18 protein-coding genes are annotated in these 19905 nt (G+C 73.8%); 2 read left to right on the top strand and 16 right to left on the bottom strand.

Going from position 1 to position 19905, the window contains the following annotated elements:
• The first annotated feature begins 46 nt into the window (after nucleotides 1-46).
• The gene (locus D7231_RS23385) at nucleotides 47-1099 is read left to right on the top strand and encodes an aldo/keto reductase (RefSeq protein WP_120757465.1); all 1053 of its coding nucleotides are present in this window, start codon (nucleotides 47-49) and stop codon (nucleotides 1097-1099) included.
• A gap of 92 nt (nucleotides 1100-1191) precedes the next feature.
• Here the strand turns inward: D7231_RS23385 and D7231_RS23390 are convergent, their stop codons facing one another.
• The 7 genes from D7231_RS23390 to D7231_RS23420 all read right to left on the bottom strand — a co-directional run bounded on the left by D7231_RS23390 (nucleotide 1192) and on the right by D7231_RS23420 (nucleotide 8919).
• Nucleotides 1192-1719 carry a glutathione peroxidase gene (locus D7231_RS23390; protein WP_194959771.1) on the bottom strand — a complete coding sequence of 176 codons (528 nt, stop codon included), beginning with the start codon at nucleotides 1717-1719 and terminating at the stop codon, nucleotides 1192-1194.
• Nucleotides 1720-1782: 63 nt separating this feature from the next.
• A complete protein-coding gene (locus D7231_RS23395; RefSeq protein WP_158673803.1) occupies nucleotides 1783-2853 on the bottom strand; it encodes a M48 family metalloprotease in 1071 nt (356 codons plus the stop codon).
• Nucleotides 2854-3189: 336 nt separating this feature from the next.
• On the bottom strand, nucleotides 3190-3678 hold the full coding sequence (locus D7231_RS23400; protein WP_120757468.1) for a Pycsar system effector family protein: 489 nt from the start codon (nucleotides 3676-3678) through the stop codon (nucleotides 3190-3192).
• Complete coding sequence (locus D7231_RS23405) at nucleotides 3675-4847, bottom strand: PE-PGRS family protein (RefSeq protein ID WP_120757469.1); 1173 nt, start codon at nucleotides 4845-4847, stop codon at nucleotides 3675-3677. Before D7231_RS23405 ends, D7231_RS23400 begins: the two co-directional genes overlap by 4 nt.
• 61 nt (nucleotides 4848-4908) lie before the next feature.
• The gene (locus D7231_RS23410; RefSeq protein ID WP_120757470.1) at nucleotides 4909-7179 is read right to left on the bottom strand and encodes a hypothetical protein; all 2271 of its coding nucleotides are present in this window, start codon (nucleotides 7177-7179) and stop codon (nucleotides 4909-4911) included.
• Nucleotides 7176-8069, bottom strand: a complete 894-nt coding sequence (locus tag D7231_RS23415; RefSeq protein WP_120757471.1) for a hypothetical protein — start codon at nucleotides 8067-8069, stop codon at nucleotides 7176-7178. The genes D7231_RS23410 and D7231_RS23415 overlap by 4 nt, the downstream gene beginning before the upstream one ends.
• Nucleotides 8070-8235: 166 nt before the next feature.
• Entirely contained in the window at nucleotides 8236-8919 is a 684-nt protein-coding gene (locus D7231_RS23420; RefSeq protein WP_120757472.1) for a Crp/Fnr family transcriptional regulator, read from the bottom strand.
• A gap of 276 nt (nucleotides 8920-9195) precedes the next feature.
• Here D7231_RS23420 and D7231_RS23425 point away from each other — a divergent pair, with 276 nt between their 5' ends.
• A complete protein-coding gene (locus D7231_RS23425; protein ID WP_120757473.1) occupies nucleotides 9196-10755 on the top strand; it encodes an ADP-ribosylating toxin in 1560 nt (519 codons plus the stop codon).
• Between the two features lie 95 nt (nucleotides 10756-10850).
• Here the strand turns inward: D7231_RS23425 and D7231_RS23430 are convergent, their stop codons facing one another.
• From D7231_RS23430 to D7231_RS23470, 9 genes are all read right to left on the bottom strand, one after another.
• A complete protein-coding gene (locus D7231_RS23430; RefSeq protein ID WP_120757474.1) occupies nucleotides 10851-11945 on the bottom strand; it encodes a 2-aminoethylphosphonate ABC transporter substrate-binding protein in 1095 nt (364 codons plus the stop codon).
• Between the two features lie 46 nt (nucleotides 11946-11991).
• The gene (locus D7231_RS23435) at nucleotides 11992-12783 is read right to left on the bottom strand and encodes an ABC transporter permease (protein ID WP_120757475.1); all 792 of its coding nucleotides are present in this window, start codon (nucleotides 12781-12783) and stop codon (nucleotides 11992-11994) included.
• The gene (locus D7231_RS23440; RefSeq protein WP_241999872.1) at nucleotides 12770-13660 is read right to left on the bottom strand and encodes a 2-aminoethylphosphonate ABC transporter permease subunit; all 891 of its coding nucleotides are present in this window, start codon (nucleotides 13658-13660) and stop codon (nucleotides 12770-12772) included. The genes D7231_RS23435 and D7231_RS23440 overlap by 14 nt, the downstream gene beginning before the upstream one ends.
• A complete protein-coding gene (locus D7231_RS37725; protein ID WP_120757477.1) occupies nucleotides 13653-14720 on the bottom strand; it encodes an ABC transporter ATP-binding protein in 1068 nt (355 codons plus the stop codon). Before D7231_RS37725 ends, D7231_RS23440 begins: the two co-directional genes overlap by 8 nt.
• Nucleotides 14717-15433, bottom strand: a complete 717-nt coding sequence (locus D7231_RS23450; protein ID WP_120757516.1) for a phosphonatase-like hydrolase — start codon at nucleotides 15431-15433, stop codon at nucleotides 14717-14719. The genes D7231_RS37725 and D7231_RS23450 overlap by 4 nt, the downstream gene beginning before the upstream one ends.
• Before the next feature lie 41 nt (nucleotides 15434-15474).
• On the bottom strand, nucleotides 15475-16596 hold the full coding sequence (locus D7231_RS23455; RefSeq protein WP_120757478.1) for a TIGR03364 family FAD-dependent oxidoreductase: 1122 nt from the start codon (nucleotides 16594-16596) through the stop codon (nucleotides 15475-15477).
• A gap of 136 nt (nucleotides 16597-16732) precedes the next feature.
• Nucleotides 16733-17503 carry a GntR family transcriptional regulator gene (locus tag D7231_RS23460; protein ID WP_120757479.1) on the bottom strand — a complete coding sequence of 257 codons (771 nt, stop codon included), beginning with the start codon at nucleotides 17501-17503 and terminating at the stop codon, nucleotides 16733-16735.
• A gap of 43 nt (nucleotides 17504-17546) precedes the next feature.
• Nucleotides 17547-18035 carry a hypothetical protein gene (locus tag D7231_RS23465; RefSeq protein WP_241999873.1) on the bottom strand — a complete coding sequence of 163 codons (489 nt, stop codon included), beginning with the start codon at nucleotides 18033-18035 and terminating at the stop codon, nucleotides 17547-17549.
• A 131-nt stretch (nucleotides 18036-18166) separates the two neighbouring features.
• Nucleotides 18167-19693 carry an SDR family oxidoreductase gene (locus D7231_RS23470; RefSeq protein ID WP_120757480.1) on the bottom strand — a complete coding sequence of 509 codons (1527 nt, stop codon included), beginning with the start codon at nucleotides 19691-19693 and terminating at the stop codon, nucleotides 18167-18169.
• Between the last annotated feature and the right edge of the window lie 212 nt (nucleotides 19694-19905).

The raw sequence follows: 19905 nt of genomic DNA on the forward strand, positions 1-19905 counted from the left end.
CATCTTAACGGGATGTGAGTCCCGATAGTGAGGGGAAGGGACCGCTATGGAATACCGACGACTGGGCGCTTCAGGACTGATGGTTCCGGCGCTGAGCTTCGGCGCAGGCACCTTCGGCGGGCGCGGCGAGCTCTTCGGCGCCTGGGGCGACACCGACGCCGCCGAGGCGCGCCGCCTCATCGACATCTGCCTCGACGCGGGCCTCAACATGTTCGACACCGCCGACGTGTACTCCGCCGGCGCTTCCGAAGAGGTGCTCGGCGCCGCCATCAAGGGCCGCCGCGACCGGGTGATCCTCTCCACCAAGGCGGGGCTGCCGATGGGCGACGGCCCGGCGGACGCCGGAACCTCCCGCTCGCGCCTCGTCAAGTCCGTCGACGACGCCCTGCGCCGCCTCGGCACCGACTACATCGACCTCTTCCAGCTCCACGCCTTCGACGCGGGAACCCCCGTCGAGGAGGTCCTCTCCGCCCTCGACGACCTCGTACGGGCCGGGAAGCTGCGCTACACCGGCGTCTCCAACTTCGCCGGCTGGCAGCTGATGAAGTCCCTCGACGCCGCCGACCGGCACGGCCGCCCGCGCTACGCGGCCCACCAGGTCTACTACTCCCTCATCGGCCGCGACTACGAGTGGGAGCTCATGCCCCTCGGGCTCGACCAGGGCGTCGGCGCCGTCATCTGGAGCCCGCTCGGCTGGGGACGGCTCACCGGCAAGATCCGCCGCGGCCGGCCGCTCCCGGCGGGCAGCCGCCTGCACGCCACCGCGGACTACGGCCCGCCCGTGGACGACGAACTCCTCTACCGCGTGGTCGACGCGCTCGACGAGATCGCCGGCGAAACCGGCAGGACCGTCCCGCAGATCGCCCTGAACTGGCTGCTCCAGCGCCCGACCGTCTCCTCCGTCATCATCGGAGCCCGCAACGAGGAGCAGCTGCGGCAGAACCTCGGCGCCGTCGGCTGGAACCTGACCGCCGATCAGGTGGCACGGCTCGACGCGGCGAGCGCCAAGGAGGCCCCGTACCCCTACTTCCCCTACGAGCGTCAGGAAGGCTTCACCCGCCTCAACCCGCACCCGCTGCGGCGCGCGGAGAGCGCGTAACGCGGACTTGCCCGCCGCCCGGTCGGGGGCGGCGGGCAAGGAAGGGCCGGCGGTTCGCCTGTTTGTATCGGTCGCCTTTGTATCGGTCGCCGTCAGGCGGGCAGCGCGGCCTCGACGGCCGACAGGACCTCGGGGGCGTCGGGCTCCGTCTGCGGGCTGAACCGGGCGACGACGCTCCCGTCGGCGCCGACGAGGAACTTCTCGAAGTTCCAGCGGATGTCACCGCTGTGCCCCTCGGCGTCCGGCGTGCCGACGAGGGCGGCGTACAGGGGGTGCCGGTCCGCGCCGTTGACGTCGGTCTTCTCGGTCATGGGGAACGTCACGCCGTACGTGGCCGAGCAGAAGGACGCGATCTCCTCGGCGGTGCCGGGCTCCTGCCCCATGAACTGGTTGCACGGCACGCCCAGCACGGTGAAGCCGCGCGGGGCGTAGTCCGCGTGCAGCTTCTCCAGCGCCGCGTACTGCGGGGTCAGGCCGCACTTCGAGGCGACGTTGACGATCAGGACGGCCTTGCCGCGGTACTGCGCGAGATTCGCGGGGCCGCCCTGGAGGGCGCCGATCTCCACTTCGTGGACGGACACGTCGTGCTCCTTGGTCTCTGCATGATCAGGTCGGGTCATCCGCGGCCCAGTATGCCCGCGGCGCATCCGCCGCGGCCGCGCACCCCGGCCGGTTTCCGCGCCCTACGGCTGCCCGGCGGGGCGGTGGCGGCCGGCCGTGCTGCGTTGCAGATGCCGGAGCCGGGCCTCGAAGCGCGAGTGCGCGCCCCCCACGGCCGGCTGGGCGGCGGCCTCGGGCTTCGTCTGTGCCCGGTGCTCCTCGGCGAGCACTGCCATCAGCTCGTCCCCGAACCCGAGCCCGGCCGCGTAGTCGTCCGCGCGGCACTCGGCGCGGCGGTGCAGCCACGCGACGAAGAACGGGCCGATCGCGACCGGCAGGGTGATCCACCACATCGACTCGGTGAACGTCAGCACGTACACGAACCACACGAACGTCACGGAGAGACAGCCGCCGCAGGCGATGCCCGCGAGGTTCCTCGACCCCAGGAGAAGGAGCACGACCGTCGTGATCAACCGCCACACGACGCGGGCCGGCAGCGCGTACCAGTCGGCGAGCATGGCCGCCCACGGGTGCCCGCCCACGTGGTGGCCCAGCTCGTGGGCCAGGACGGCCGCCAGCCGGGAGTTCGGCAGCCGGTCCAGCGCGTGCCGCGTGACACCGACGATGTGGCCGGCCGCGGCGGTCGCGTTGAGCTCGGCGCGCTCCTGCACCCACAGCTCGTACGTGCCCTGGTTCACCCCGGCCCGGCGCGTCACCTCCTCCCACACCGCGCTCAGCCGTTCGGCTTCCGCGGGAGTGGGCCGCCGCATGCCCAGCAGGAACCGGGCGATGGCCGCTTCGGCGGAACGGTGAAAGACCAGCGGCCCGGACAGCAGCCACACCGCGGGCAGCAGCAGGGCGAGCGCGGGGTTGAGGAGCGAGGCGGCGGACGAGACCAGGGCGAGACTGATCACCGCGGTGGGAACCGTCACCACGAGCTGAGAGAGGGCCGCGCCGTCGACTCCGCGCTGATACGCCTTGAGGTGCTTGCGGCCTGATTGCAGCGCGAGGTCGTCGTGGCCGGCGCGCTCGGCGCCGCCGCCCGCCGGAGGAACGGGCCGGCCCGCCTCGGCGGGGTACGGCGGCGGGGGCGCGCCGCCGCCGGGGTACGCGGGCGGCAGTTCGGCCGGGTAGGCCGGAGGCGCTGGTTCCACCGGATACGGGGGCGGAGGAGCTTCCGCGCCCGGGTACGAAGGCGGTCCTGCCGGCTGAGGGTAAGGCGGCGGCGCTTCCTGGCCGGGGCAGGCGGGGGGTTCCGCCCGGCCCGGGTACGGCGGTGGCGTCTCGGCGCCCGGGTATGCCGGGGGTCCTGCGTGATCCGGGTACGCCGGGGGCGTGTCCGTGACCTCGCCCGGATACGGCGGCGGCGTCGGCCGCTCCTGCTGCCGGGGTAACGACACCGCTCGTGGCGGGACTTCTGGTGTGACGGGCCCGTCCTGTTCGGGCATGGCTGTGCGCCTCCTGAATGGTCGTACGAGAAAGAGGGAACGTCAGCCGGCGAGGAGCGCGCCCGGCAGCAGCACCATCGCCGCCGTGAACCCGCCCATGCCCACCCGCAGCCACCCGTACTTGCCGGCGACGATCCGGCTGTTCTCCGTGAGCGCCGCGAGGACCGCGGCCGCGGGAGCGCGCTCGGTCTCCCGCAGCGCTTCCTCCAGCGCCTCCGGCCCGCGGCGGGCGGCACCGCGGATGTCGGCGAAGTGGGTGATCGGCAGGCCGGGCCGCCACCCGCGCGTCCGGTAGCGCGGGATCACCGACATCAGCAGCGAGAGCAGCGAGCCGAGGAAGCACACCACGCCTGCCCACCACAGCACCTGTCCGAGGAGCGACAGGGACGCCGGCTGCCAGCCCTGGACGGCGAGCACGCCGACGAGCACGGACGCGGCCATGCCCTGCGCCGCCACCAGGACGGAGCCCTTGGTGTCGGCGCGGGCGGCTTCCTGCCGGAGCTCGGCGAGCAGCCGCTCGGCGGTCGTCATCGGCCGGGAGGCGGAGTCGGGGGACGGTACCCGAAGACCGGGCCCCCGTCCGGCGGAGGCGTGGCGTCGGCGCCGCCGCCCTCCGGCGCTTCGTCACGCACCGGCCCTTCGACCGCGGGCGCGCCGTCGGGCGGGGACGGCGGGAGGCCGGCGGTGAGGGCGCCCTTGGCGGCGTTCATCGTCTGCCTGCGCAGCTCGTCCAGCTGGTGCTCCTCCAGCCGGCCGGGTCCGCCGCCGAACGCTTGCAGCGCGACCTGGAGTTGGTTCTGCATGGCGTGCGTCTGGTCCGCCCGGAGGTTCTCCAGCACCAGACGCGCGTCCTCGGGGTGCTGGGCGAGGTGGAAGGCCAGCGCGGCGGGCCCGCCGCGCTCCAGGTAGTGGGCGTAGTAGTGGATCTTCTCGGCTTCGATCTTCTGGAGTTCCAGCTCCTGCTGTCCGCGGATCAGCTGCCGCTCGTGGCCGAGGTTCTGCTGCTGGAGCTCGATCCGGTGCTGGTGCTGCCCCTGGGTGAGCGCCCGCTCCGCCGCCAGTTCGTCCTCCCGCATCAGCAGCGCGTGCTGCGGGTCGAGCTTCTGGCGCGCGAACTCGATGTCGCGCAGCTCCCGCGCGTGCGCCAGGGACGCCTCGTCCCGGCGGATCCGGATGCCGCACCGCACGTGCAGCCCGGCGCCCGCGCCCAGCGGCCCGGCGGAGGCGAGCGCCTGCTGCGCCTCCTTCTCCGCCGCCGCGCTCTCCTCCATCGCGTACGCGCGCAGGACGGGCTGTACGGCGTCGTCGACGAGCCGCTGCACCATGGCGGGCACGTTGCGCTCCCCGCCGGCGACGAAGGCCGCGGGGTCCAGCACCTGCCAGCTGCACGTCAGGGTCACTTCGAAGAGGAAGGCGTCGTTGCTGCTGGGCAGCGCGAGGACCGCGCCCGCGTCGTGCAGGCCCATGTCCACTTCGTACACGGTGGTCCAGCGGCGCGTGGCGACTTCGGCGCGGCTCGGGCGGTGCGGCGGCAGGTAGGCGTCCAGGCCGCCCTGGGCCGTGGTGAAGACGAGGGCGTAGTCGATGCGCGTGGTGCGGAGCGGCTTGAAGCGGGACAGCTCCTGGATCGTGACGACGGGGTCGACGAGCTGCGAGTGGCGGTTCACGTCCTGCTGCCACTGGGGCTGCTGGCTCATCATGGTGCTGCTTTCTCCTAGGGACGGTTGCGCGCGGGGAATGAGCGGGCGGATCTGCCGGTGGTCACGGCGCGGGCGGCGGGGACAGCGCCCCGCGCAGCCGCAGAGCCACGGCGGGCGGGCCCGGGTCCGTCCCGCCGCGCAGGTTCTCCAGCAGGTAGAGGAGCCGCTTCGTGTCCTCGACGGACACGGCCAGCAGCGGGAGCAGCTCGGCGAGGGCGCGTTCGGCGTCCGGATCGTCGCCCGCCGCCCGGACCCAGTCGCGCATGGCCTCCAGGCCGGACGCGGAGTACTGCGGGTCCTTGAGGACCATGCGCCACAGGGCGGCGAGCGACTGCCGGAGCAGCGCCCCCGCCGTACCGGCGGTGGCCTCGGCACGGCCGAACAGGTCGAGGAGGAGCGGGCGGCCGCCGGCGCCGTCCACGGGACCGCAGGCGTGGACGACCGTGCGCAGGACGAAGTCCCGGCCCTGTCCGCCGCGGGTCAGCGGCACGAGGGCGGGCCACAGCTCGGCCGCGGCGCCCCCGGCCTCCCACGCGCCCGCGTTCTGGCCGGCCGCGAGCAGCACGGCCGAGGCGGACTGGGCGAGTTCGTCGAGCTCGCCCGGCCACCTGCGGACCGGCCCGCCCCGCGCCTCCATGGCACGCACCGCCGCCAGGAGCGCCTCGACGGCCTCCGCGGCGAACGCGTCCCCCACCAGGGCGTACGTCCGCACCGCCGCCCGGCGCAGCCGGTGGTCGTCCGCCGTGCACCACTCCCGCAGGACGCGCGGCACGTGGGGCGTGCCCAGGTGGTGGGCGAGGGCGAGCGCGTTGGCGGCGGCCAGCCGTGCGCGCAGCCGTGACTCGAAGGCCCAGGGGCGGATGAGCAGGGCCATGGCCGACGGCAGGTCGGCGTGGGCCAGGGCCGCCGCGGTGGAAGCGGCCCGGGTGCGGACGACCGGGCGCGGGTCGTCCGCCAGGCGCCGCAGCCACGCCACGAGGGCGGGGCGGGCCGACGGGTGGCCGGTCCAGACCTCCCGGAGCAGCGTGATGGCCGTGAGCGGGTCCCGGAACTGTACCTTCGTCTGGAGCACCGGCCCCCATTCGGTCTCCTCGGTCTCCAGGTAGCGGTCGGCCTGCGCGTGTTCGACGCGCTGGGCGCTGGAGGTGCCGAAGACGGGGATGCGGGCCGGCTCCCCGGGGTTCTCGATGCGTTGCAGCAGGCCGAAGAGGACGTCACCGAGCTCGGCGGTGAGCGGGTACGGGGCCTCGTTGAAGGTGGCGAGCGCGATCAGGAACGCCTTGTCGTGCAGGGTCTGTTCCGTGCTGTCGAACCAGGCCCGCACTTGCCGCTCGGCGGCGTCGTGGCCGAAGGAGGCGAGGCCGGTGAGGGGGAGGAGCCCCTGGGCGTGCGCGGCGATGCGGTCCGCGAAGACGGCCAGTTCGGCCGGGGGACGCCGGTGTTTGAGGACCGCCCGCACTTCGGGCAGGGCCAGCAGGGTTCCGATGCTGTGACCGGCCAGGTCCTTGTGGCGCAGGTGGCCGTGGAGCAGGGCCGAGGGCTCCGGCGGCCGCCACGGGACGTGCCCGGCGTCGCCGTGGACGACGGGGTGCGACCCGACCACGATCACGAGGTGGCTCCCGGCCGCCCCGAGCTTCTCGCTCAGAGCACGTAAGTGGTGCTCGCGCAGCGGCTGTTCCGCGCTGGTGGGGAAGTCGTGGACGAGGTGCCCGCACCCGTCGCGTAACTCCCCCGCGAGACGGCCGGGGGAGAGCGCCGGGTCCAGGGCCCGGTAGGCGGTCGAGCCCACGGCGCGCCGCAGCATGAGGGCCGCGGCGCGCCGCCCGGTGGTCGCGGGGCCGGAGAGGACGGCGACGCGGTGCTCCCGGAGCCGGGCGAGCGCGAGGCCGAAGGGGCTGCCGGGCTCCCACGCATCGTCCTGCGCGACGGCTTCGCGCTCGCTCCCGGTGCCGGGCGGGAAGACGAAGTTCCGTGCGATTTTCTCGACTTCCGCGGCGCGGATCTCGCCGGAGTGCTCCTCCTCGTCCCCGCCGATCCGGTACTCGACCTTGCTGCCGCCGAGGATGACGTCTCCGGTGACCTGTCCGCCGCTCACGCCGTGCTGGTCACCGCCGACCAGCGAGCCGCCGAGCTGCGCGGAGTGGCCGAGCATGATGCCCGGGCTGTGGCGGTAGAGGTCCCGGCGCGAGTCCCAGGCGTGCTGCTCCGCCTCGGCGCCGGGTTCGACGCCGGCCTCGGAGGAGTCCGGTCCGGCCGGGTCGGGGTACGGGCCGGGGGAGGCTTCCGGCGCCGGCTCGCCGGCGGTCGTGGAGTCTTCGTACGGCGCGATCACGACCGGCCCCCGTCCTCGCTACGGGACTCCCCGCCGCGGTCGGCCGGGGCGGACTTGTTGCCGGAGCCGCCGAGGATGACGTCTCCGGTGACCTGTCCGCCGCTCACGCCGTGCTGGTCACCGCCGACCAGCGAGCCGTGCACCACCGGAGCACCGTAGAAGTGGAAGACCGCGCCACCGGAACGCTCGGGAGCGGGAGCGGGAGCGGGAGCGGGAGCGGGAGCCTGAGGCGGAGCCTGGGGCATTCCCGGCGCCGGCGACGGGGAAGCGGCACCGGCCGCCCCGTCCCCGGCCACCCCCGCTTCCTCTCCACCCCCCTGGATCCACGCCGGCAGCACCCCGTCCTTCACCGTCACCTCCGTCCTCCGGAACAGCTCCGGCCGGACGCCGTGGTGACCGTGGCGGACCACCCCTTCGTACACGGGCGTGCTGACGGCCAGGACGCAGTCCCCGTCCGCCCGCCCGGCGAGCGCCCGGCGCAGGGCGTCCGAGTCGAGGAGCCGGAAGGCCTGGTTGAGGTCGTGCCCGACGAGCCCTCCGGTGGTGCCCGCCTGCGGATCGTGGGCGACCTCGCCGGCGGCGAGCACCATCCGCAGGCGCATCTGCGCGCCGCCCGAGGCGAGCCGGTTGTGGTCGTGGAGGAGTGCGGGCGTGACCGTGAGGAGCGCGCGCAGGACCGCGGTCTTGGCGACGTCCCCGCTGATGAGCACGATCAGGCCGTCGCCGCGGTCCTCGCGGTACTGCTGGGTGGCTTCGACGCCGGCCGTGACCAGGGTCCGGTCGACGACCGTGTTCAGGGTGCGCCGGAGCACGGCCTGCACCACGTCGTCGCGGCGGCTGAACCGCTCGATGTCGAGGAGCAGGATGGTCCGGTTGACAGGCTCGCGCATGGCCGCCTTCCGCTGGAGACGCGGGCCGTGAAGGCCCTCTTGACACAGGAAAGGTGCCATTGAAACGGAGTCGGAGACGACGGAAACCAGCACACTCGCGATGTGACGGCGTACACACAACGGACCCGAAACCGAACCCGGATCCGGCCCCGTCGCCGCTTCCGCCTCACCGGTCCCCTTGGCGCGCCATCCTCCGCAGCACGTCCGGCCGCATCACCACCAGCCCGCGCCGCCCCGTGCGGACGATGCCCCGCTCCCGCAGCCCCTTCAGCAACCGGGCGACGGCTTCCCGGGAGGCGCCGACCGAGCCGGCCAGCTCGCTCTGGGTGAGCCCGGGCGTTAGCTGCACGCCGTCCTCCGCCTCCTCCCCGTGGCTGCGGATGAGCTCCAGCAGGAGCAGGGCCAGCCGCTCCTGGACGTTCAGGGCCGCGTACTGCACGCGCCGGCGGTCGCTGTCGCGCATCCGGTCCGCGGTCAGTGCCAGTAACTTCCGGGAGATGGCGGGCCGTTCGTCGAGGAGGCCGCTGAAGCGGTCCGCGTCGAGGGCCAGGGTCTCGACCTGTCCCAGCGCCGTGACCGTCGCCCCGCGGGGGCGCCCGCTGAGCACGGCCGCTTCCCCGACGATGTCGCCGGGCCCGCGCAGGGCCAGCAGCGCCTCGTAGCCGTTGGCGGCCGCGGAGGTCACCTTCGTCCAGCCGGAGAGCAGGATCAGTACGTGGGCCGTGGGCTCGTGCTCGCGCAGGAGCACCTGCCGTGCGGAGAAGGCGAGGGGTGTCGCGCTCCGGAAGAGCGCCTGCCGGTCCTCGGCCTCCAGCCGGACCACGAAGGGAACACGGTCCTCGAACTCCATCGCCTGCCTCTCCTCTCCCACCGGCCTCTCCCGCCCGCCGGGATCGGTCCGTACGCGGGAAGACGGAGAGTACGGCCGCGAGTGCGGACTGAACCCCTCCGGTTGGCGGGGGTGAGCCGTTCTCCGGGCGGGGGTCGCGGCGGGGACCGCCCTACTTGAGACCAATGTTCCCGGTCTCGTCCCCTACGGCAGGATCATCCTCAACTTCCGCATCACCCCTCCTGTCCCCCCCCCGTAAAGCCGGGGTCCCCGTCAAACATGAGGAGCAGTATGCGTATGCGCATATCGACCCAGCGGGTCTTCGCCACCACGGCCTTCGCCGGGATGATGGCCGCCGCCTCCGCCGAACTGGCCCACGCCGCCCCCGCTCCCGCCCCCGGCGGCGACCGGATCACGCAAGCGACGCAGACCGGCCTGGAGGCCTTCCACGGCTACAAGCCCGGCCACCTCGACTCGATCCTCGAAGGGCTGCGCCCGGTCGGCAGCGCCGGGAACGACGACCCCAACTGGAAGGGCCTCTATCTGGCCGAGACCACCGGGCACGCCGCCGGCTACAGCACCAATGAAGCGGGCACGGCCGCCGGCGGAGTCGTCCGGGTGACCCTCCCGGACGAGGTGAACGTGGCCACGGTCCACCTCTCCCACAGAGCCGACGAGACCGGTGAGGCCTTCCTCGACCGCCAGCTGAGATTCGTCAAGGACGAGTTCGGCGTCCCCGTGGGCAAGCCCCTGATGGACGCCCTCGGGGAGAAGAACACCGTCCTGAAGATCGCCGACGACGGCACCGGGCAGAGCGAGTTCATCGTCCCCTGGAAGATGGCGGAGCGCGCCAAGGCCGAGAAGGCCGTCGAGTTCCGCGGGAAGAACTCGGCCATGGACGCCGCGATCTACGCCGCCGCCCCGGCCAACTGCCTCGCCCCCACCGGACGCGTCAAGCGGTCGGCCGACCGCTGCCTGCCCGTGGACTGGGACAAGGTCGAGGAGAAGGCCAAGGCCACGGCGAAGAAGGTCGCGCAGGACGCCGAGCACGTGGAGAAGCTTCCCAAACGCAGCCCCAAGGGGCCGACGTGGGGCGAGGCGCACTCCACCGCGGAGCTCAGCCACGCCAAGGTCCGCGAGGTCAGCGGCGCGCACGTGGCCGCCTCCGCCGCCGGCGTCGGGACCTGGGTCTACGGCATGGCGAAGACGTTCTCCGACAAGGACGCCACCACCCTCGACAAGGTCGCCGTCACCGGCGCCGTCGTCCCCGGCCTCGGCCAGGCGCTCGGCATCGCCGACGGGATCCAGCACGGTGACCCCGAGGCGATCGCCGTCAACGCCGTGGCCCTCGCCGCGCTCGCGGCCGCCCAGGTCGTCCCCGTCGTCGGCGAGGTCGTCGACGCCGTCCTCCTCACCGAACAGCTCGTCGAGGTCCTCGTGGACGTCTTCCGCACCGCGACGGCCGACCCGCCCCCGGCGCCGCGCCTCGACGCCGGAGCCCTGCCGGTCCTGCCCGTGCCGAGGGCGTCCCTGCCGTGCAGCGTGTGGTGGACGTACATGGACGTCCTCTGGGAGACGGCCGGGAAGGTCCCCGCGAACGAGAAGGTCCCCTCGAAGACGCAGGTGGTGGTGCGGGAGCGGGGCGGCAGCGAGTACACGTACCCGGTGGCCGACGGGAAGTCCCCCGGCTGGCTCGTCCCCCACGGGCTCGGCTCCAGCCGCACCTTCGACGTCTTCTACCGCCTGAAGACCGACCAGGGCCGGGTCCTGGAGTCGAAGCAGCGGGCCGTGGTCCAGGCTAAGGCCGAGGTCGCGCAGTGCAACACCCTGATCTGGAACGAGGACTGGGACCGCTGACGCTCGCGCGCCCGCGGTCCCCGGCCGGGTCCGTCCGTCAGCAACTGCTGCCGGGACCGTCCGCCACCGTCAGCTGCCGGGTCCGTCCGCCATCGTCAGCTGCCGGTGGCGGACTTCCAGGCGTCCACGTACGAGGGCAGGTTCTTGTCGACCTCGGTCCAGTCGGGGCGGAAGACCTCCACGCCCTGCATGATGCGGGCGAGGGCGATGGCGTTCGGGTCGGTCGCCTTGATGTCCGTACGGGCCGAGAAGCCGCCGCCGACGGCCGAGACGTCGCGCTGCACGCCCTCGCTGAGGAGGTAGTCCAGGAACTTCCTGGCGTTCTCGGAGTGCGGGGCGTCCTTCACCAGGCCGGCCGCGTAGGGGAGGGCGAACGTGGTGGGCTTCCCGTCGTCGCCCGCCGGGAAGAAGATGCCCTGGTTCGGCATCGTCTCGGTGTTGGCGAAGTTCATCTGGACGTCGCCGTTGGCGACGAGGAGCTCGCCCTTGTTGACCTTCGGGGCGAGCTGGCCGGTGGAGCGCGAGGGGCCGACGTTGTTCTTCTGGAGCTCCTTGAGGTAGGCCATGGCGGGCTCCTTGCCGCCGAAGTCGTGCACGGCCTTGACGAGGACGGCCGTGCCGTCGCCCGCGACGCCGGGCGTCGAGTACTGGAGCTTGCCCTTGAAGCGCGGGTCGAGGAGGTCCTTCCAGGTCTTGGGCGGGGCCTCCTTGAGCTCCCGGGAGTTGTAGATGAAGCAGAGGTAGTTGCGGGCGATCGTGGTCCAGTTGCCCGAGGGGGCCTTGTCGCCGTCCGCGACCTTGTCCGAGCCCTGCGGGCGGTAGGAGGCGAGCAGGCCCTTGCCGTCGGCCTGCTGGATGAAGGGCGGCAGCGTCACGACGACGTCCGCCTTGGTGTTGGACTTCTCCCGGGCCAGGCGCTGCACCATCTCGCCGGAGCCGCCCTCGACGTACCGGACCTTGATGCCGGTCTCCTTCTCGAAGCCCTTGAAGACCTTGTCGTAGAAGCCGGAGCCGTCCTCGGCCTTGAGGCCGTCGGCGCTGTAGAGGGTGAGCTCCTGCTGCTCGGCGCCGGACGTCCCGCCGCACGCGGTGAGCGGGAGGGCGAGGAGGAGGGCGGCGGCGGACGGGAGCAGGGCGCGGGCGGAACGGCGGGAGCGGGGGGACCGGGAGGAGCCGGGGGTACGGGGCATGGGATCGCGCTCCTTCGAGAGCGTGCGGGGGACGTACGGGGGAGGGTCAGCGGTAGGCGGCCTTGGTGCGGATCCGGGAGACCGCGAACAGGGCGAGGAGCGTGGTGACCATGAGTACGACGGCGAGCGCGGCACCGGGGAAGAGCGCGCCGCGGTCGGTGGAGGCGAAGACCTTGACGGGCAGCGGCAGCCAGTCCGGCGGGTAGAGCATCATCGTGGCGCTGAGCTCGCCCATGGACAGGGCGAAGCACAGCCCCGCGGCGGCGGACAGGGACGGCAGCAGCAGCGGCAGCTTCACCTGTACGAGCACCCGCAGGGGGCCCGCGCCCAGGCTCGCGGCGGCCTGCTCGCAGGCGGGGTCGAGGCGGTCCAGCGCCGCGGCCACCGACTGGTAGGCGAAGGCGGTCACCAGGATGGTGTGCGCCAGGACGACGATCGCCGGGGTGCCGTTGAGGAGGAACGGCGGCTTGGAGAAGGCGACCAGGAGCGACAGCCCGACGACCACGGACGGCACGGCGACCGGCAGTACGAACAGCAGGTCGACGACCCGGCGGGCGCGCGTGCCCCTGGCCGCGAGGGCCGCCCAGGTGCCGGTGACGAGGGCGGCGGCGGAGGCCGCGACGGCGGTCAGCACGCTCGTGGTGAGCGCGTCGAGGGCGTCCCCGTGGGTGACGGCCCGGTAGTGGTCGAGGGTCGCGCCCGAAGGGAACGCCCCGCTCCACCCGGTGGCCAGGGACGCGGCCACGATGACGAGGAACGGCAGCGCGAAGACGGGCAGGAAGAGGGCGAAGAAGGCGGCCTGGACCGCCAGGCGGGCACGAGGGCTATGCACGAGCACGGCGGACTCCGTCCATGCGGGTGGTGAGCATCCGGTAGAGCCCGTACAGCGCCAGCGAGAGGGCGATGTTGACGACGGCCACGACGCAGGCGCCGGTGTAGTCGCCGTCGAGGATCGCCTTGCCGTAGACGAGCACGGGCAGGGTCGTCACGCCCTTCGCCCCGGTGAAGAGGACGATGCCGAATTCGTTGAGGCACATCACCAGGACGAGGGAGCCGCCCGCCGCCAGCGCGGGCAGGGCCTCGGGCAGGATCACCTGCCGGACGATCCGCGGCGCCTTGGCCCCCAGCGAGGCCGCGACGTCGAGCTGGGCCGTCTCCAGCTGCGAGAAGGCGCCGAGCAACGGCCGCATGACGAACGGCGTGAAGTACGTGATCTCCGCGAGCAGTACGCCCCAGGGCGTGTGCAGGAAGTCGAACGGGCCGGTGGCGGCGCCGGTCACCCCCGACCACATGCCGTTGGCCATGCCGGCGCTGCCGTAGACGAAGAGCAGCGCGAGGGTGATGAGGAAGGAGGGGAAGGACAGGAAGACGTCGATGAACCGGCCGACCGCCTTGCCGCCGGGGAACGGCACGAACGCGATGACCAGGGCGAGGGCGAAGCCGAGGACGAGGGACCCCGCGGTGGAACCGGCGGCGATCAGCACGGTGTTGAGCAGGGCGTCGCGGAACGCTGCCTGGGCGAACACGTCGGCGTAGGCGGAGAAGCCGTGCCCGCCGCCCTCCGGCGACACCGACTGCCACAGGACGAGCGCGAGCGGGTGGAGGAAGACGAGGCCGAGGGCGGCGACGGGCGGCAGGACCAGCGTCCACGCCGGCACCCTGACCCGGGGCAGGGCCGCGGGCGGGCCGCCGGAGACCGCTTCGGTGCTAGCCACGGCCCTCACCCCCGCCCGCGCCGGCCGGCAGCAGCACCGCGTCGTGCGCGGCGAAGTGCACGGTGACCTCGGTGCCGAGCGGCGGCGTCTCGCGCAGTTCGCGCAGGTCGGCCGTGACCCGGTGACCGGCGACGTCGACGCACAGGCGGTGCGTCGCACCGCGCCACTGGACCTCCGCGACCGTCCCGCGCAGGGCGTTCGGCCCCTCGCCCAGCCCGACCAGGTGCGGGCGGACGCACAGCGTGGCCGGCGCCCCCGCAGCGGCGCCGCCGGCCGCCACGTCCAGCCGCGTTCCGCCGAGGTGTACGCCGCCGCCGTCGGCGACCGTCACCGGCAGGAGGTTGGCGCCGCCCACGAAGGAGGCCGTGAACGCGGTGCCCGGCCGCCGGTAGAGGTCCTGCGGGGTGCCGCAGTCCTGAAGCCGCCCGCCGTCCATGACCGCGATCCGGTCGGCGAGGGTGAGCGCCTCGATCTGGTCGTGGGTGACGTACAGCATGCTGACGTCCGGCAGTTCGCGGTGCAGGCGGGCCAGCTCGGCGAGCATCCCGGAGCGCAGCTGCGCGTCCAGGGCGGACAGCGGCTCGTCCAGGAGGAGCACGCCCGGCCGGACGGCCAGCGCCCGCGCGACGGCCACGCGCTGCTGCTGGCCGCCGGAGAGCTCGCGCGGGTACCGCCCGGCGTACGCGGACATGCCCGTCATCTCCAGCGCCTCCGCGACCCGCGCGGCGATCTCGCTGCGCGGCGCCTTGCGCGCCTTGAGGCCGAAGGCGACGTTCGCGTCGACCTTCATGTGGGGGAAGAGCGCGTACTGCTGCACCACCATGCCGATGCCGCGCCGGTGCGGCGGCAGGTCGGTGACGTCGCGGTCGCCGATGAACACCCGCCCGGCCGTGGGCCGGACGAAGCCCGCGACGGCGCGCAGGGCGGTCGTCTTGCCGGACCCGGAGGGGCCGAGGAGCGCCATGAACTCGCCCGGCTCGACGGTGAGGCCGAACGATTCGAGCACGGTGTTGCCGCCGTAGGCGACGCTGACGCCGTCGAACCGGATGCCCGTGCTCACCTGGCGGCCTCCGTACGTGCCAGGAGGCCGGGCAGCTCCGCCACGGAGCCCAGGATGTGGGTCGCCCCCGCGGCGAGCAGCGCGGCCTCGTCGTGGGCCCCGGTCAGGACTCCGGCCACCACGCCCGCCCCCGCCCGGATGCCGGACCGCATGTCGTAGGAGGTGTCGCCGGCGACCGCGACCTGCCGCACGTCGTCCGCGGCGCGGGTGCGCAGCAGCGCGGCGAGCACCATGTCGGGGTACGGGCGGCCGCGCCCGCCCGCGTCGGCGGGGCACAGCGTGAGGTCGGCCAGGTCCGTCCAGCCCAGGGCGGCGAGGATCGCGTCCTGGGTGACGCGGGCGAAGCCGGTGGTGAGGACCACGGTGCGGCCCTCGCCGCGGAGCCGCTCGACGGCCTCGCGGGCCCCCGGCAGCGGCGCGCAGCGGCCGTCGGCCACCTGGCGCCCGTAGGCCCGCTCGAAGGCGGCGTTGGCGCGCTGCGCCGACTCCTCGTCGCCGGCGAAGAGGTGCCGGAAGACGGAGATCTTCGACTCGCCCATCGTGGCCCGCACGTAGGCGAGCTGTTCGGCGTGGCGCGCGGTGCCCGGCTCGACGCCGAGCTCCCGGACGGCCGCGGTGAAGGCCTGCTCGACGAGGCCGTCGTCGGCGACGGTGGTGCCGGCCATGTCGAGGACGACGAGGGAGGTCCGCCCAGGAGTCGTGGGGGATGGCATGCGGGAGGTCTCTCGGGAGGTCTCTCGGGAGGTCATGCGGTTCACCAGCCCAGTTCGTTCGCGGTGGTCTCGGCGATCGCGGGCGAGCACGTCATGCCGCGCCCGCCGGGGCCGGTCACCAGCCAGACGCCGTCGCGCACGCGCTCGCGGTGCACGACGCGCGAGGTGTCCACGCACTGCGCGTAGACCCCGGCCCAGCGCCGGCGGATCTGCGGCAGGGGGCGGCCGAGGAGCGCCTCGGCGACGGAGGCGAGGTGGCCGTACGGGGCCTCGTCGACGTCGAAGGAGAACGGCTCGGCGTACTCGTGGGTGTCGCCGATCGTCAGCCCGCCGTCGGCGCGCTGGACCATGAGCAGCTGCGTCTTGTGCTCGGCGGCGGTCGGCGGCTGGGCCTGGGCGGCGGCCATCGCGTCGAGGGCCGTGCCGCCGTAGGCGGGGTAGTAGCGGAAGCTGTCGGCGTCGGCGACGGAGGCGGCGAGCCGCTCGCCCAGCGGCGCGGTCTGCATCATTTGCAGCCGTACGCGGCGCACGGGCAGCTCCGGGGCGAGCTCGCGGGCGAGCCCGCCCAGCCAGGCGCCGGTGCACAGCACGACTGCGTCGCCGCTGTGCAGCTCGCCGCGGTCGTCGCGGACGGTGTTCCCGCCGATGACGTCGCGGACCTCGCGCCCGCCGAGGAAGGTGTAGCGGCCCGACCGGAGGAGGGCCTCCTTCAGGGCCCGCTGGGCCGTGCGCGGCTCGACGGCGGCGTCGCGGTCGCAGGCCAGGGCGCCGAGGAGCTCGCCGCGCAGGGCCGGCTCGGCCGCCCGGACCTCGCCGGGAGTGAGGAGCCGGAAGCCGCGCTCGGCGGCATCGGGCCGGTCCAGGGCGGCGCGGGCGACGGCCAGCTCGGCCTCGGTGGTGACGGCCGTCAGCGAACCGTTGGCCCGGAAGCCGAGGCCGGGGACGGCGGCGCCGATCTCCTCCCACAGCTCGCGGGCCCGCAGGGCGGTGGCCAGCTCCTCGCCCGCGGCACGGCCGCTGACCCAGATCAGGCCGAAGTTGCGGACGGAGGCCCCGCGGGCCTCCGCCTCGCGCTCGATGTGGACGACCTCGTGGCCGCGTTGGACTGCCTGCCAGGCGTGCATGCTTCCCAGCACGCCGGCTCCGATGACGATGACTCGCATGACTCGAACGTTCGTCGGGGCAGGTGACGGAGAAGGGGACGAACGGCGAACCGGAGGGAAACCCGTCGCCAAACTTGGACTAGACCCGTTACCTTTCTGTGATATTTAGAGGAGGGGGGAGTGGGGTTGTGTTCGCTCAGCTCTCGCCGCGCAGGTGCGCGGTGAACGAGAAGCGGTCGCCCCGGTAGAGCGACCGCACCCGCTCCAGCGGCCTGCCGCCGGTGTCGCGCGAGACGCGGTGGATCAGCAGCATCGGCAGCGCGGGCGGCGTGCCGATCAGCAGGGCCTCGCGCGGCGTGGCCAGAACCGTCTCCAGCCGCTCGTCCGCGTCGCCGAAACCGATGCCGAGCCGCTCGCGCAGATAGCCGTAGAAGGAGGAGTCCGGCTCGAAGTCCGCATCCAGGCGCGGCGCCCGCTCCACCGCCACGTACGTGCTCTCCAGCCCCACCCGCTCGTCGTCCGCGAGCAGTACCCGCTCCAGGTGCCAGACGGGCGCCAGGGGTTCCACGCCGAGGTCGGGGGCGAGGGCGGCCGGGCAGGCGAGCCGGTCCAGGCCGACGAGGTTGCGCCCCGGGCGCCGGCCCTGGCGGCGCACGCCCTCGGTGTAGCTGGCGAGCGAGAGCGGCTGCTCCAGCTTCGGGCCCGCCACGACCGTGCCGCGCCCCTGGCGCCGCAACCGCCCCTCCAGCAGCAGTTCGCGCAGGGCCTGGCGCACGGTCTCGCGCGCCACCTCGAAGCGCGCGGCGAGCTCCCGCTCGGTGGGCAGCTGCCCGCCCTCGCCCAGTTCGTCGAGGAGCTCGGCGACCTGCGCCTTCACCGCGTAGTACTTGGGAATCCGCCCGTGCTCGGGGATGCCGGCGCGGACAGGGGCGCCGGGAGACCGGCCGGGCAGGCCGTGCGTGTGCATGTACGTAGGATCCACGGCGAGATCCTCGCATCCCGCCGCCGGTTCACCCGTCGCACGTCACGTCGTACAGCTTCATCGGCAGGCTGCCCTTCAGGCCCACGTACGCCGTGAAGCGCTTGTCCGGGCCGGCCTTCCAGTGCGTGGTGACCGGGGCCCACGCCATGCCCGACCGCTCGGCCGTGACCCTCCCGACGGAGATGCTCCGCGGAACGTTCTGGGCGCAGAGCAGCACGTCGCTGCCCTTGGCCGCCGCGGCCCTCTTCCGCAGATCCGCATCGACCTTGTGCATGCGGTCGTACGCGCTCGGACCGTGCTGCCCGTAGAACTTCACGAGGAAGCCGTACACCTGCGCCGCCGTGTACTGCTTCGGCTGGGGTGCGGATGCGGATGCGGGTGCGGACACGGGTGCGGCTGCGGCCGCCGGGGCCGGGCCGGTGACGCCCGCGGCGCTCAGCGCGAGGGCCAGGGCGCAGCCGGCGGCGGCGCCGGCGAAACGCGGTGGGTGCGTGGGCATACGCATGGACTTGGACATGGATCGGCCTCCTCTTCCCGCTTTGCCCCTATGAGACACGGACCGGCGCCCGAAACCCGCGGTACGGCTCGGGCGAACGGTGGTGCGGGAGGCGGCGCGCGCCCCCCGGCCCCGCAGGGCGCCGGGTTCCCTCACGAGCCGGGCGCGGACGTGCCCTCGGCGGCCCGCCCCGCGATGTTGCGGGCCATGCCCCCGAACACGACGGCGTGGAAGGGCGCCACGCTCCACCAGTAGGCGTGCCCGGCCAGGCCGTGCGGCCGGAACAGGGCCCGCTGCCGGTAGACGGCGCGCGACGGCCCGTCGGGGGTGACCGTCAGCTCCAGCCAGGCGCGCCCGGGCAGGCGCATCTCCGCACGCAGCCGCAGCAGGCGGCCGCGCTCGATCTCCTCCACGCGCCAGAAGTCGAGGGAGTCGCCGATGCGCAGGGAGTGCGGGTCCCGCCGCCCGCGGCGCAGCCCGACGCCGCCGGCGAGCCGGTCCAGGACTCCGCGCACCGACCACGCCAGCGGGAACGAGTACCAGCCGTTGTCGCCCCCGATGCCCTCGACCACCCGCCACAGCTCCTCGGCCGGCGCCTCCACGGCCACCTCGCGCCGGTCCTCGTAGAGGCTGCCCCCGGACCACTCGGGATCCGACGGCAAAGGGTCGCTCGGGGCGCCGGGCAGTGACGCGGAGGACCAGCGGGTGGCCACGTCCGCGTCCCGTACGCGCTTGAGGGCCAGGCGGACGGCCTCGTCGAAGCCCAGCAGCCCCTCGGGCGGATCCGGGGCGTAGCGCGCGAAGTCGTGCTCGCGGCAGACCACCTCGTGGCGCAGCGACTCCACCAGCGGCCGGGCGACGCTGCCGGGCACCGGCGTCACCAGCCCGACCCAGAGGCCGGACAGCGCCGGCGAGAGCACCGGCACCGGCAGGACCAGGCGCCGCGGAAGACGGGCGACGGCCGCGTAGCGCTCCATCATCTGCCGGTACGACAGGACCTCGGGGCCGCCGATGTCGAAGCCGCGGTTGAGCTCGTCCGGCAGCGCGGCCGCGGCCAGCAGGCAGCGCAGCACGTCGCGGACGGCGATCGGCTGGACGCGCGTGCGCACCCAGCGTGGAGTGACCATCACGGGCAGTCGCTCGGTGAGGTGGCGCAGCATCTCGAAGGACGCCGAACCCGAGCCGATGACGACCGCGGCGCGCAGGTGCGCCGTGGGCACGCCGCTGTTGAGCAGGATGCGGCCGACCTCGGCGCGCGAGCGCAGGTGGGGCGACAGCTCCCGCTCGGGCACCTGGCGGGGAGCGAGCCCGCCGAGGTAGACGATCCGCCGTACGCCGGCCTCCTTCGCCGTCCGGGCGACCGCGAGCGCCGCCCGCCGGTCCGTCTCCTCGAAGCCCGTGCCGGTGCCGAGGGCGTGCACGAGGTAGTAGACGACGTCCACGCCCTCGAACGCCGGGGGGAGGGTGCCGGGGCTGGTGACGTCCGCCTTGACGGTCTCGATCCGGTCGGCCCACGGCTGGTCCCGCAGGCGGCGCGGTTCGCGGACCAGGCACCGCACCCGGTAGCCGGCCCCGAGCAGCACGGGCACGAGCCGCCCGCCGATGTAGCCCGTCGCACCGATGACGAGCACGCGGGACGGGGCCGCTCCGGTGCCGGGGACGTGCGCGCTGGTGTCCATGGGCTCCACGCTTCCGCACCCGCCGCCGTGATGGTTGACGCCACGCAGGAAAGCGCTCGCTCTGCGTGACGACCGGGCCCGCTCCGTGTGAGGCCGCCCATGAGGTGTGGGTCACTTACGAAGGGCGTTAGTGGGTGCGGGGGCGGAATGAGGGGGATGGGGCGGGGTTTTTGTTTTTTCTATGAGTGGGGGTAGTAGGTCACCGTGCTTGT

The organism is Streptomyces klenkii, assembly GCF_003626645.1.
GTDB classification, from domain to species: Bacteria; Actinomycetota; Actinomycetes; order Streptomycetales; family Streptomycetaceae; genus Streptomyces; species Streptomyces klenkii.

What these genes read in the sequence shown, in the direction of transcription:
- D7231_RS23450 (WP_120757516.1), bottom strand. Translation starts at nt 15,433, where the DNA reads ATGCCATCCCCCACGACTCCTGGGCGGACCTCCCTCGTCGTCCTCGAC.
- D7231_RS23430 (WP_120757474.1), bottom strand. Translation starts at nt 11,945, where the DNA reads ATGCCCCGTACCCCCGGCTCCTCCCGGTCCCCCCGCTCCCGCCGTTCC.
- D7231_RS23470 (WP_120757480.1), bottom strand. Translation starts at nt 19,693, where the DNA reads ATGGACACCAGCGCGCACGTCCCCGGCACCGGAGCGGCCCCGTCCCGC.
- D7231_RS23455 (WP_120757478.1), bottom strand. Translation starts at nt 16,596, where the DNA reads ATGCGAGTCATCGTCATCGGAGCCGGCGTGCTGGGAAGCATGCACGCC.
- D7231_RS23390 (WP_194959771.1), bottom strand. Translation starts at nt 1,719, where the DNA reads ATGACCCGACCTGATCATGCAGAGACCAAGGAGCACGACGTGTCCGTC.
- D7231_RS23465 (WP_241999873.1), bottom strand. Translation starts at nt 18,035, where the DNA reads ATGTCCAAGTCCATGCGTATGCCCACGCACCCACCGCGTTTCGCCGGC.
- D7231_RS23460 (WP_120757479.1), bottom strand. Translation starts at nt 17,503, where the DNA reads ATGCACACGCACGGCCTGCCCGGCCGGTCTCCCGGCGCCCCTGTCCGC.
- D7231_RS23425 (WP_120757473.1), top strand. Translation starts at nt 9,196, where the DNA reads ATGCGCATATCGACCCAGCGGGTCTTCGCCACCACGGCCTTCGCCGGG.
- D7231_RS23420 (WP_120757472.1), bottom strand. Translation starts at nt 8,919, where the DNA reads ATGGAGTTCGAGGACCGTGTTCCCTTCGTGGTCCGGCTGGAGGCCGAG.
- D7231_RS23405 (WP_120757469.1), bottom strand. Translation starts at nt 4,847, where the DNA reads ATGATGAGCCAGCAGCCCCAGTGGCAGCAGGACGTGAACCGCCACTCG.
- D7231_RS23415 (WP_120757471.1), bottom strand. Translation starts at nt 8,069, where the DNA reads ATGCGCGAGCCTGTCAACCGGACCATCCTGCTCCTCGACATCGAGCGG.
- D7231_RS23400 (WP_120757468.1), bottom strand. Translation starts at nt 3,678, where the DNA reads ATGACGACCGCCGAGCGGCTGCTCGCCGAGCTCCGGCAGGAAGCCGCC.
- D7231_RS23385 (WP_120757465.1), top strand. Translation starts at nt 47, where the DNA reads ATGGAATACCGACGACTGGGCGCTTCAGGACTGATGGTTCCGGCGCTG.